Consider the following 13321-nt stretch of genomic DNA (forward strand, 5'->3'; position numbering starts at 1 on the left):
ATCCGGCTACTTTTACAATACAAATTTTGTGCATGAAAAAACTGATCTTCCTTGCAATGAACATGATGCTTGCTGCAACTGCTTTCAGTCAGAAACAAACCTATGATATTGTTACTTACACCACGCCAAAAGACTGGACGGAAAAACAGGCTGATGGTAATATTTCTTATGCAAAAATTGATGGCGGCAGCTGGGCGCAGATAGCGATCTACCAGCACCGCAACAGCGAAGGCGATATACAGGCTGATTTTGATAAGGACTGGAATGAACTGGTGGCAACCGGTAAAACAATTTCCGCTCCTGAAAAAACCGAACCTAAAACTGCCGAAGGCTTTAGCGTAATGAGCGGTAGTGCTGTGTGGCAATACAATGGCGCCAATGTGGCAACGATTCTTACGGTATACACCAACCAGAAAATCTGTATTGCGTTGTTGTGCAATTCCACGGCGATGCCTTACCTGAAAGAGTATCAAAAACTCATCGGGTCGCTGGATATCAATGCCGGCGATGCTGCTGCAACTCCCGTAATTGCTGCAACAGAAAGCAATACTTCTACTCAATCCAATACAACAACTACTACTGATAAAGGGAGTGTTTCCATTGTTGGTTTATGGATAGACTATATGCTGGAGACCAACGGAAATTATATCAATGGTCAGCCACAATACACTGCCGGGTACCTGCGAAAAGAATATCTTTTTAATGCCGATGGCACTTATATTTTCCGCAACAAACAATGGCTTACAAAAACCAAAGACATCACATTTATATACGAATCCGGGACCTATGAAGTGAAGGGTGATCAACTGACCATTACACCCAAAAACGGCAAAAGTGGTTTTTGGGAAAAAGCTGCAACCACTAAAGGATGGGGTAAAATGCTGAAGGCATCTGATCACAAACTGGAAAAAACAACCTACAGTTTTGAAATAAAATATTTTTCAGCATCCGATAGCTACAGCCTCAATCTTGTTGCAGGCAAACCTACCGAGAGAGATAGTGGCCGGTTTAATGCGGCCAATGATCCATACGTTTTTCATTATAATTTACGGAAACTGGAGTCGTTGGTTGATAATCCACCAGGTTTCAAAACGGGTTTTGAAAATAAATAATTATTATTACTGAAATATCACCACACAGTCAATGAAAAAAATAGTATACACGCTGGTCATCCTTTTTTTTGCTATAGCAGCATTTGCTCAAAAACCTTCCAAAGAACAAATGGAAGCCGATAGAAAAAAAATGGCAGAGGCTCAGAAAAAATTAGATGAACAATTGTCGAAAATGAGCCCCGCGGCCAGGAAAAATTATGACAGCATGATGAATGCTATGGGCATGGGGCAAAAAATGAATAATGCTATTAACCAGGTAAACAGCAATCAGTCTGCTGCCCCGGGCAGCGGTGTTGCCAATGGTCTTATCCCTGCAAAAAATGCCAAAGGCATTGCTGGTATTGCCGCCACACCTTCCAATGCGAATATGAGTGGATTTATTGGCACCACGGGTAATGCAGCATTTGCTGCTGTACTGCCTGCTGCAAAAAATAAAGCCAATGATATTTATAAAGACCTGAAAAATAAGGGAGCGACTGCTGATGAAATGGGTAATGCTGCAGCGGCTTTATGGATGGCCGGGCGTACGCAGATATCATTGAGCTTGATGGCACAGGTATGTAAAGACGATCCTAACAACACCGATAACCTGAATAATTATGCGGCTATGTTAACCATGATGGGCGCACCTGAAATGGCGATACCCATTCTCAATAACCTGAATGGCCGTTTTAAAAAGAACAGTACCATACTTAATAACCTGGGCCAGGCATGGTTCGCACTGGGCGATGCAGACAAGGCCCAGAAATATTTAGATACCACGCTTGCATTGGCTGCATCACATCCTCAGGCCAATCAAACCATGTGTATGATCGCTGAAGGCAAAGGCAATAAAACAGCCGCAACTGCCGCAGCTAAAACCGCTCTCAAACAAGGATATAGCAGTACAAGGATAGACCTGCTGAAAAAACTCGGGTACGCACCCGGCGCCGACGATTACAACAATTTTCCACCTGCTAATAAAAGCGATGACCTGCTCAACCTGGGTGGTTTTGCAATGCCCGCCTTTCCAAAATCGGTTGCAGAATGCAAAGCATTAGACCCGGTATGGAAACAATTTCGTGCAGATATTGATCAACGTTTAAAACCATTACAGAAAGCCACCGAGGAATCCAGTAAACAAATGCTGAAACAAATGGAGGAACAACAAAAGCAATTTATGGATGCCATGAATAAAACCATGGCAAATCCTGGTTCGGTAAGCCAAAGTGAAGCAATGAAAACAGTAGGAGTGCCTATGTATTCAGAGAAAATGAATGCAAGAGAGAACATTGTATTGCAAAACCTGCAGCGGAAAAAGCTGGCTGCTGCGCAAAGCATCAGGGATTATATAAATGGTGAAGGCGGCGCTTTAAAGAAAAAATATGATGATGCCATTGTTGCCATTAATAAAAAAATGGCCGATGTGGGAGAGGGTGGACACACCACACTGGGCATGATCTGCAATGAATCTGTAAAAGCATCCGACGCATTTTTAAAACCCTACAATACAAAATTAGAAGGACTGTATAATGATTACCTCGCTGCAGAAAAGCAATGGATAAATGAAATGGCTTACTCATCGCTTTATACTACGTATCCTAAATTATTACCTGCCATCAATGCCGGTTTGCAGGCACAATGGCTGAAGGACCTGAGCTTAACGCAAAACGGTTTCAACTTTGCCAACATTACAAAATACGAATGTGTGGATGATGCAGAAGGTAAAAGCGGCCGCCTTACACAGTTTAAAGATCCTAACTGTACGATCAACAGCGAATTTGGCAGCGCTAAGCTGGGCTTTACGATGACGCTTACCTGCAGCGGTATGACCACCACTATTAATGCAGGTGTGATCAGCGGTACCTTAAACCAGGATATGGATCATGCCGGCTTTGGTGATTCTTTTAAAAACTGTACCATAAGCATTGGACCTAAAGTAAGCGCCGGTGGTAAATTAGGACCATTGCAGGCCAGTGTAAGCGCAGGCGTGGGGGCTGATATTGAAATTGACAGGAGCGGTGTGACCGATGTGGTGGTAGTTGCCGGTGCAGAAGCAGCCGTAGGCCCCGGAAGTGCAGGCGTGGAAGGAAGAATGAGCCTTAATAGCGGTGCCACTTCATTAAATGGTACCGGTATTTTTAAATGATCTTCAAAAAAGTAAAACTATACTTATGAAAAAAATAGTTCTCTTAGTTATTGGCTTTTGTTTTTTAGGGCTGGTAAATGCACAGGTGAAGCCCATAACCACCCCTGTTGTAAAACAAACACAAATTGTAAAGTTGGATTCCAATAGCGGCAATAACCAAAAGATACCTATAGCTGCCTCCATCAAACAGGCATTGCCTACTACGGTAAAAGAGAATTTGGTTCTTTATAAATGGAAAGCAACCCGCTGGATGGAGAACGCTCTGTGGAAGGGTGAACTATCAGCCCCGAATCTTACGTTTAATGGCAACGGAACGGTAAGTTGTGGCAGCTCGATCTTTTCTTCAGGCGACAACCAATTAGTAAACGGAACGTATACAGTAAATGGCAATAATGTGATCATTGTTCTTAAAAAAGATACCAGTGCGATCCTGACCGGTAATCTTGTGTATGACAGCAACAGCAAAAAATGTAACGGTTCCTATAATTTGCAGGTATTGAAAGGATATGCAGCGGGTAATAGCGCACAATCCTGGATGAAATTGGAAATAAACCCATAGTAATTTTAAAGAAATAAGCAAAACAAAAAAAATCTTTCATCAAATATTAAATACTGTGAAACGCAATATCATCTTACTATTTTTTCTGTTGCCCGCAATCGTATGTTTTTCTCAGGGAACAAAAAAAATAACTGACCCTTTAACGCCCTGTGGTTCACGTGCTGAAGTTGATGCGATGCCCGGCATTTATACCGATCATAATAATACAAAATATGGATTTGCATTAAAAGGCACTGCTGCCGAAAAGGCTGCCATGATGAAAAACCTCATCGCCATAGAAAAAATGGAAGAAGCCAGCCGTAAGGATTATAAACTGACGGGATGTGCCGCCAGGGTGAGTTTTGCCAGGAGTGGCAGCAACAATTACGGTAAAAACGTGTATGCCAGCTACGGGTATGGTTTAAGCGTATATGCTTTCGCTTGCAATATACCTCAACGGGCCACCAAAATAGTAGATGAATACAGGACGGTTTTCAGGGTTGACTTCAATCCATATATAATGCCGGGGGGCGTGCATGCCGTAGGTACGGGTGAGTTTTCTATGAAATATGGCAACCCGGTTTACGACATTCCTGTAGATGCGAAAGCAGGACCCAATTTTGAAAAAGAAAAAACGAATAATCCCAGTCATGTATCACAATATATTTCAGAAGCAACGCTGCGGGTGGCCCGCTCTGATAACTATAAAGATTTTCATGGTGATTTTTTAAAACTCAATAACGGTAACGGATATGTGGAACATTGGGAAATGGGCGCCAGGTATGATAAACACGGCCCTGATTCTTATCAATGGATAGATCGCCGCTATTTTATCACTAAGCCCGGTGTGCCATTGCTGGTACCCGTTAGCCGCAAGCAATACCTGCAGGATATGCTGGAATATTTTGAAATAGAGAAAGCCAATTTTGAATATGACAATGCTCAAAAAATAAAAAATATTGGCAATAATACTTCTGAATCTGCAAAAAGAACACTGGCTGCTTTGGAAGCTGATAAACTGGCCTATCCTAAATTTTATGAAGCCAAAAAAGCAAAAGTAAACGAACTGTTAGCTAAACAAAAACCCGAGTGGCTACAAAAGCCGGCAGTGATAGACCAGGATAAATTGCTGAAAGATGCTGATAAGATATTGGATGCTTTGGGCAGGTTTTATGATGCTGAAGGAGAATATAAATGCGCCCTGTATGTTTTAAATCCTGCCTATTTTGTATCCAACAACGGGCAGACTACAAAACCTTTGCTGATAGAAGTACAGTTCCGTTACGAGATCACGAAAGATTATGCCTACTCTTCAAAATTGTTTAGTAACTGGGAGCAGCACTTTGATGTGGAGGCGTTGCGCAAAATGTTGGAATAACTATAAAATCCTCTTTTTTAATGATACCACGGCTGGAGCCAGGCGCTTAGTTTTACAGTAATAATTCTTAAAAATATTATTATGAAAAAAATAAGCTTCATACTTCTCTTCATTACCAGTGGAATAACAATGCAAGCACAAACAGGAACATTGCCGGTTAAAACAACCGTCAATGTAGCTCCAACTTCGGTGATAAGAAATGTACCCACTCAAACGATTAAATTAAATCCCATTCCTCCCGCAAATCCACTCCCGGATATTATTATTACCAACATCAGCTTTACGCCCAATACGGCCAATACTTACTATGTAAATTATACTTTAAAAAATACAGGCACCTCAGCTGTAAAAAAAGGCTTATTGTCTTTGCAAACTTATATAAACGGAGGGGCTTCAGGTGGTGGCAGCGCCACCTCGCTGGGGACAGAAATAAACCAGTTACTAAATCCCGGTGAATCTTTCAGCAGTAAAAATACATTCAGCACTACCGGTATTGTAGTAGGACAAAATTATGCATTTCAACTTTGTGTAAATGGAATGAAAGCAAATGCAGGTATGCCAACCGAAACATGGGTTGGCCAGCAGTTCACCGAATCGAATTATACCAATAATACAATGCAGTCAACATTTACTATTCCACCACCACCACCGGCGCCTGCAGATATATTGGTTACTATTACCAGCATAGATAAAAGCCCGACTGATACTGCATTTGTTAGGATCAATTATACGTTGAAGAACATCGGCGCAACAGCGATCCCGCAAACTGCATCTTTATCCATTCAAAGCAGTGTTGAAGATACTGATAATAATCCCGCAACTTTTTTGGGTACAGGCTGCTGTGGCCAGCCTACTGGTGGAAACACTTTAAATACGGGAGATATTCCATTTGCACCGGGAGCTGTAACAACATTGTACTACGATGCCAGGGTAGCGGGGGGTTACTATCCTTCATTGCCTAAAATGGTACTCTATAAATTCAATGTTGTCATCAGTAATAATGGCAGCTTTACAGAAAGCAACAGCGCAAATAATAAGGGCAGTCTTACTTATTTGCTTAAATAAGATCCGTATTGCATAAGTACTTTTGGAAAATAAGTATAATATTAAATCAATCAGTGAAAAAAATAATTCTTTTTAAATCCTTGATTGCTCTTTTACTGGTGCAAGAGGTTATTGCACAGGATTGCAAAACCAACACCGACCTGGATGCAACACCCGGTAAATACCTCACCGCAGCGCAATATCCATGGCCTGCCGTAAGAGCGGAGTATTATAATAAAATGACCGGTGCGGCTGATAAAGCAACAGCCAAACAAATACTTACACAGTTAGAAAAAATTGAACAACAAAGCCGCAATGGTTTTACACTTACCGGCGGTAATTGGGAAAATTATTACTCCACCGAAGGGTATAATTGTGCAGGAGCAGTGAAATTAGGGCAGTATACCTTTCAATCAGCCCTGTACGAATATTTTTGTGTCAAAGGAAAATCGGTAAGGAACAGCGAGTACAGTACAGTATTGCGGATGTATGCGAACAATGTTCAACTAAATACACTCGAGCCCTATTTAACCAATCCTTTTGGCAGCAGCATGGGAGGTACTTATGACCTGGGCTTTCAGTATATGGACTGGAAGAATCATAAACTATCCGAACCTAATGCGCAACTGATCAGCCTGTTCACGTACCTGTCCTGCAATAGTGCATCACTGGTTGATGCGATCAATTCCGGGAAAAATTATTTCCAGGATGTGGCCGAAAAAGATATCCGTCCCAACAACCGCAGTAATTATGTTTACCGTTATTGGTTTATCAAAAATAAAGCTATACCTGTTTTAATACCTGTAACCCGCAAAGAATATTTGCAAAGCCTGCTGGAATATTATGAAAGGGAAAAACTGTATTTCCCGAAACTGGTGACGAAACTTACGGATGAACATGACAATGGCGTAAAACAATACAGCAATTGGCAAGCTGATGTAGAAGGTAAAATAGCCGTTGTAAAAAAAGTATTGAGTGAGCAAAAAGAAGACTGGCTGAATGCACAGGCAGTAATAAACCGTATTGAAGATGGTTCAAAAAATTATAAAGCCGGGTTAACTGAAAAGACAAACTACAACCGTTTCTGGACTTTTTACGGTAGTGAAAATAAAAGCGTACCGCTTTATAAATACAACCCGGAATATTTTAAAACCATTACACAAAACCCTGCAAAACCACAGATCATCACCATAGCATTCCGGTATATAACAGTACCATCATCACTCAGGCTATTAAACAACTTTACTGAAAATTTTGATTTTGAAGCAGTGAAAAAATTGGTTCAATGATCCTGAAAAATCCTCTTTTTGCAGGATGCTTTCGTTTAAGCGGCCAATGTAGTTTTGAGGATATAAAATTAAAAAACATGCAAAAGCAATTATTAGTGGCTTTCTTCCTGGTCCTGTCATTGGCGCTCAATGCTCAAATAAAGGGGGATACATCCAGGATCATTAAAAAAGCTGTTATCACTACAACAGTACCTGTAAAAACGGTTGTTACACCAACAGTAAATTCCGGTAATGGCACTGCCACACAAACAAAGCCACAAAGCGGACCTGCAACCACACCACCTGCGCAACCTACATTAACTGATGCGGATTATTTTCTGGCAGGGGCAGTTATAAAAGTCACCACCGGCAGCGATAATAAAGAAGCGAATACTTCCACCGCTTTTTTCTATATACGCCCAAGAAAAGCGGGTGGGGCTGTGGCCTATAAATTAGCTGACTACGCTGCTGAATTAAAAGCAAACCAGTCAATAGACCTCAGGCTCGACAGGGCAACTACATTGAACACTGCGCAAAACTCATTGCAATACTTTAAACAGAATGGGCTTTCTGTAGTGGTAGCCTACTGTAATAAAAATTTTTGTACAGATGCCTGGAAAATAAATGGTATCTCCATAACACTGGAATTTAAAGATGTGAACGGAAATCCTGCTCCTTCCGGTTATGGCTCCAAAACGATTAATTTCCCGGTATCGAGCGGTACACTCGGTTTTATAGCGGGTTGCAATCCTTTCTGGGTAACTGATGGCAAAACCTGCATGGGGTACAGTGACCAGATGTCGAAAATGCTGTTGAAAACAGATGAATACCTTAATGCTTTGCCTGCAAAATTGTTGAACTGGTTTGCAGACGATGTTAACTAAATAAAAAATATGCAGTTGAGATCTTTTTCACTGGTAAAATGGTTGTTCGTAACAGCTATGGTTTTTAATAACGTTACCGGTTATGCGCAAAAACAAACATTTGATGTTGTTTCGTATACAATGCCCAAAGGCTGGCAGCAACAGCAAAATGAAGGTGGCATCCAGTTGTCTGCCAGTGATAAAAAGACCGGAGGATATGCCATAGCGATCATTACCAAAGCAGTGGCCTCAACTGCATCGCCCAGTGAAAATTTCAATAACGACTGGACAAGGCTCGTTAAAAGTACTGTGCAGGTGAACGGGGAGCCTGCTATGCAGGCACCGGAAAAAGAAAATGGATGGGATATTGTTTCCGGCAGCGCCGGTTACATTGACGGTGCCAATAAAGGTACGGCAACACTAATAACTGCTACCAGTGGTGGGCAATCAGTAAGTGTGGTGATGGTGACCAATACACAGCAATACCAAAATGAATTACTGGCATTCATCAATTCGCTGGAGCTTCCAAAGGTTACCGAAAAAACAAATGCTACTATACCTGCAACCAACAACACCAATTCATCCATTGTAGGTTTATGGGTGCGTTACAATGTTGAATCCAATGGGTATTCCAACGGCTTCCCGGTAGTTACAGGTGGGTATTTCAGGAGGGAATATTTTTTTTATGCGGATGGCACTTACCTGTTTCGTGTAAAGGACTGGGGTGTTTTTATGGCAGATATATTGTTCGTGTATGAAACGGGTACCTGGAAAGTAAATGGCAACCAGCTTACCCTTACACCCAGGCAGGGACGTGGAGAATGGTGGGGCAAAGCAGCCAGTGGTAAAACCAACGAATGGGGCAGCCGCAAAAAAGCATCCGATTATAAACTGGAAACGGTAACATACAATTTTGACTTTCATTATTATTCAGGTTCAAAAGAAACGGTACTTGTACTATCAACCAATAAAGCTACCCAGCGGGATGCAACAGGAAAAGCAGAACAAAACAATAAATGGGAATATAGCCCAAGAGCATTCGACAAATCATTGATCGATAATCCACCGGGTGTAACAACCGGTTTTGAAAATAAAAAACTGGCTGCTGCTGCACCAGCAACTCCAGCCAATGCAACAACAGGCAATACCGGTAATGCAACGCTCGCAGGAAAAATATGGGAAGGCAGTACGGCAGAAAAATTCACCACCGGTACAATGAATGGTTATAGCACCGGCGGTTTTTTTAAATGGCAATACCGCTTTAATGCAGATGGCACTTATAAGTTTGCATACGTTGGTGCTTCTGCTTATATCGATCCTAATATACTGCAATACGAAACAGGCACCTATTCCATTACCGGCAACCAGCTCACCATTACACCGGCAACTGGTACCAATGAAGAATGGAGTGTAGTGGGTGGACCCGTTAAACTTTCCGGCATGAGCGATGTGCAGATCAGGAATATTAAAGAACACTGGGGTAAAAAAATCAAAACAGAAAAAAGAAAACTGGAACCGGTTACTTATACTTTCAGAACAGCATACCAGCAAGGCAATAAAGCCAATGCTTTAATAGTAGAATACACCGGCGGTCATACAGAAAGGGAAGGCAACGGCAATACCGCTTATTATTTTGATACACCGGCAGAAAAAGCAATGCAGTTGCCGGCAGGCGTTAAACTATAAATGCAGCAATAGTTATTTTTTCATATCCGCCAGTCCCCATTGCTGGATACGCTTAATTAAAGGCAAAATCGTTTTACCATACTTCGAAACACTATATTCCACCCGTGGTGGAATTTCTGCAAATACTTTTCTTTCAATGATCTTATCTTCCTCCAGTTCCCGCAGCTGGTTGATCAGCATTTGTTTGCTGATCTGCGGAATAGCTTTTTGCAAAGTGCTGAAACGGTTGTATCCCATATTGATACCATGGATCACCAGCACTTTCCATTTACCACCCACCTTGTTTAAAAAATGCGTAACACCGCAATTATAAGGATTGAAATCTTTTGTTTTTCTTTTTGTCGCCATTGGTCTATAAAATTGTACTATAGATAAAAAATGATACTACTAGCAGCCTGCAGACAAAGCTACTAACTTAGCGTTTCAAATCTATCAAATATGACCATAGAAAATATCAAACAACAGGCCACAGGCCATTGGCAAAGTATTACACCGGAAATAAGGCCCAGCAGTACAAAGAATGCAGACGGCACACTAAAACCATTTTACCTGGCCCGTAAATTTTCTTATTCAGCCGATGACAGTTTTGAACTGGAAGTAACCAATTTTGCCGACCCGTTTGGAAAAATACCGCTCGCAAAAATGTTCATCAAAGGACAGGTGGAATGGAAAGGAGAACATCCCATTGCAGCAGGCGCACAAAAAGTAGACTTTATTGCAAACACCGAATACACCGTTACACCACTGGCGCAGGGCTTTGCGGATGTACTCAATAAATTTACCAGCGGCTTCAACGAATGGAAACCGGGGGCAACACAAAGTATTTTAAAAAAAGCGTTTGCTCCATTCGGATTGAAAGAAGGTGACCTATTCAAAGAATACGATCTTATGTACCTGCACCAGGGCATGCTTTTTTGGGGCGCCAGGAATATAGATGGCCGTGGTTTTGATACAGAAGAGAACAGGCCCACCAATCTGCAGATACCGATGGTGAGGATTTAATAGTAAAAGTTTGCGGGAAGGATGATCTAAATAAATTACTTTTATATATAATAGAAGGAATTGCTTATCTTTAAGTATCCATTTTACCTTACAATAAAAATAACTTTATGAAAAGATCCGCCTTAACCGGTTTTGCCGCAGTTTTATTTATCCTCTCCATCTTTACCAGTTCGTGCAGTAAAAGTAATGACGTAAATACAGGCCCGGTAACTGAAGCTCCTGATACACTTTCAGCAGGCTGGTCCAAAGTATCGGTGACGAATGAAGTTTTAGCGGATGTTTTTTTTCAGAATAATTCAGTTGGATATGCACTTGGTAAAAGCCTTTATAAAACCACCGATGGTGGGAATAGCTGGACAAAATTAAATGCAAAGTTCAGCTATTATTCTAATCTTGCTGTAACAAACGATGGAAAGATTTTTGTTGCCGGTGGCACAGATACTATTTACAGGTCGGCAGACGGCGGGGCCAATTTTACTTTCATCAAACTGGCTTATACCGGTATTTTTGATGTACTGTTCATTGATAATAATAATGGTTATGCCCCGTATTCAGGTGGGTTATTGCAAACTGCAGATGGCGGTGTTACGTGGACACCAGTATCTCCTGTTACAGGACTAAACTTCACAACTTCTATCTACCGGACCGGCAGCTTTATAAGCAACACGGCAGCATGGATTGCAGATGGCAGCAATATTTTTAAAGCCAATGGAAATACCAATACATGGGTAAAAGCAAATCTTTCAGGTGTTCCGGCCTCTACTCCTGCAAGCATTTATGCGGCTTCCGCATCCGTGGTCTATGCAAGCTTTAGTACCGGACAGATTTTCAAATCAGTTGATGGCGGTGCTAATTTTTCGCAGATAGCAAACTACGGCAGTAACCTTTCTGGTTTTGCCGACCTGCATTTTATTGATGCTAACAATGGTTATCTAAGCTTTGGCAGAAAATTGTTTAAAACATCTGATGGCGGTACTACATGGCAGGCCGTAGTTTCGCTGGCAACAGCTAATTTTTCGGAGATACATTTTACAGATGCAACGCACGGCTGGGCTTGCACCAGTAATGGCAATATTATAAAACTCAATTAATTTTCTACTGTTACGCAAAAGGTTTGCGGTATGTTTCCAGTGCTTCCGGCAATTGGTAAACCATCTGTAATGGATCATAGCCGCTCATAATAGAAGGATAGATTTTCGCATTCTTCTCCCAACCAAATTTCCCGCAACCGCATCTGTACCCCTGCATATTAAATGTAGCAGATGAAAAAACTGATGATGCGGTTCAATACCGAAAACAAAGGAAATCTCTTCTGGCGGGTGATCATTGAAGGGGAGGAGCACCTGGCAGATAATGTACAGTTCCGGGTGCAGACCTTTACCTCCAGGGATATGCTGCCCAACGGGGTGATGAAGTGGCATATCAGCGCCTTTTATGAACAGCTGGTTTGGGAAGGAACGGAACTCACCGTTTCCTGAATTATATCAATAGTAAATGCAGTGCTGCCTGAGGCAACAGGGTTCATGCGTTATTAAAAATGCGTGTACCCGTTTACGGTAGCCGCTCTCTGCTATATAAAAACTCCGGGAGGTTGTCCCCGGAGTTTGTTTTTATTGGAATTTTGTAGTAAGCTACAGGCTGTTTTTTCAATGCTTGTAAATTGCAGGCGCAGTTTGTATTTTTACAGCCACTAAAACCAGTACACATGTTCGCCGAATGGAGCAACTTCTTCGTGGCATCGGCAGGTGCTGCAGCCGCTTTAACCGGATTGCTGTTTGTAGGCATATCCATCAATCTTAAACAAATATTGGGTCACCAGGCATTGCCGGCAAGGGCAGCAGAAGCGCTGATACTTTTAGTATCTATCCTGGCCTTCTCCATTATATCGCTTATGCCGAGGGAGAAGATCAGTTTTACAGGTTATGTTTTTCTTTTCCTGGGCCTTTTGGTATGGCTCATCATTACCCGTGCGGATATTGCGGTATATAAACGCACCGTGCAACAATATAAACGCATCATGGCCTACAACATATTGTTCAACCAGGCAGCCGTAATTCCTTATTTTGTGGGCGGTATATGGATAATATGTTGTGGAGAACAGGGCTTATACTGCATCGGGCTGGCCTTTATCATATCATTCATTAAAGCTGTGCTGGATGCCTGGGTATTACTCATCGAGATCATGCGCTGATCGGTATAACCATTAAATAACTATCATGAAAAACCCGTCATATTTTTTTGAATCATTGTATAAAAAACTGGGACTGCAGTTGCTCGCTGCCGATACATGCGGGGAAGGTAA

At 41.8% G+C, this 13321-nt stretch carries 13 protein-coding genes; 12 read left to right on the plus strand and 1 reads right to left on the minus strand.

What is annotated here, in order from left to right:
* Positions 1-32 precede the first annotated feature (32 nt).
* The 8 genes from QM738_RS01530 (at position 33) to QM738_RS01565 (ending at position 10017) form a co-directional block, all read left to right on the plus strand.
* Positions 33-1112: a hypothetical protein gene (locus QM738_RS01530; RefSeq protein ID WP_462274914.1), complete on the plus strand. Its 1080-nt coding sequence runs from the start codon at positions 33-35 to the stop codon at positions 1110-1112.
* A 31-nt stretch (positions 1113-1143) separates the two neighbouring features.
* On the plus strand, positions 1144-3240 hold the full coding sequence (locus QM738_RS01535; RefSeq protein ID WP_462274915.1) for a tetratricopeptide repeat protein: 2097 nt from the start codon (positions 1144-1146) through the stop codon (positions 3238-3240).
* Positions 3241-3265: 25 nt separating this feature from the next.
* Entirely contained in the window at positions 3266-3799 is a 534-nt protein-coding gene (locus tag QM738_RS01540) for a hypothetical protein (RefSeq protein ID WP_462274916.1), read from the plus strand.
* Between the two features lie 175 nt (positions 3800-3974).
* On the plus strand, positions 3975-5156 hold the full coding sequence (locus tag QM738_RS01545) for a hypothetical protein (protein WP_462274917.1): 1182 nt from the start codon (positions 3975-3977) through the stop codon (positions 5154-5156).
* Positions 5157-5285: 129 nt separating this feature from the next.
* Positions 5286-6221 carry a hypothetical protein gene (locus QM738_RS01550; RefSeq protein WP_462274918.1) on the plus strand — a complete coding sequence of 312 codons (936 nt, stop codon included), beginning with the start codon at positions 5286-5288 and terminating at the stop codon, positions 6219-6221.
* A 53-nt stretch (positions 6222-6274) separates the two neighbouring features.
* Positions 6275-7489, plus strand: a complete 1215-nt coding sequence (locus QM738_RS01555) for a hypothetical protein (protein ID WP_462274919.1) — start codon at positions 6275-6277, stop codon at positions 7487-7489.
* A gap of 77 nt (positions 7490-7566) precedes the next feature.
* Positions 7567-8352: a hypothetical protein gene (locus QM738_RS01560; RefSeq protein WP_462274920.1), complete on the plus strand. Its 786-nt coding sequence runs from the start codon at positions 7567-7569 to the stop codon at positions 8350-8352.
* 9 nt (positions 8353-8361) lie between these two features.
* The gene (locus QM738_RS01565; protein ID WP_462274921.1) at positions 8362-10017 is read left to right on the plus strand and encodes a lipocalin-like domain-containing protein; all 1656 of its coding nucleotides are present in this window, start codon (positions 8362-8364) and stop codon (positions 10015-10017) included.
* 12 nt (positions 10018-10029) lie between these two features.
* Here the strand turns inward: QM738_RS01565 and QM738_RS01570 are convergent, their stop codons facing one another.
* Positions 10030-10365 (minus strand): winged helix-turn-helix transcriptional regulator, encoded by a 336-nt coding sequence (locus QM738_RS01570; RefSeq protein WP_462274922.1) that lies wholly within the window; start codon positions 10363-10365, stop codon positions 10030-10032.
* Positions 10366-10455: 90 nt separating this feature from the next.
* Between QM738_RS01570 and QM738_RS01575 the strand changes: the two genes are divergently transcribed.
* From QM738_RS01575 to QM738_RS01590, 4 genes are all read left to right on the plus strand, one after another.
* Positions 10456-11019 (plus strand): hypothetical protein, encoded by a 564-nt coding sequence (locus QM738_RS01575; RefSeq protein WP_462274923.1) that lies wholly within the window; start codon positions 10456-10458, stop codon positions 11017-11019.
* A gap of 107 nt (positions 11020-11126) precedes the next feature.
* Positions 11127-12110: a WD40/YVTN/BNR-like repeat-containing protein gene (locus QM738_RS01580; RefSeq protein WP_462274924.1), complete on the plus strand. Its 984-nt coding sequence runs from the start codon at positions 11127-11129 to the stop codon at positions 12108-12110.
* Positions 12111-12281: 171 nt separating this feature from the next.
* Positions 12282-12497, plus strand: a complete 216-nt coding sequence (locus QM738_RS01585) for a hypothetical protein (protein ID WP_462274925.1) — start codon at positions 12282-12284, stop codon at positions 12495-12497.
* 227 nt (positions 12498-12724) lie between these two features.
* The gene (locus QM738_RS01590) at positions 12725-13210 is read left to right on the plus strand and encodes a hypothetical protein (RefSeq protein WP_462274926.1); all 486 of its coding nucleotides are present in this window, start codon (positions 12725-12727) and stop codon (positions 13208-13210) included.
* Positions 13211-13321: the final 111 nt, after the last annotated feature.

Origin of the sequence: Ferruginibacter sp. (assembly GCF_049840995.1) — a bacterium.
GTDB lineage: Bacteria > Bacteroidota > Bacteroidia > Chitinophagales > Chitinophagaceae > Ferruginibacter.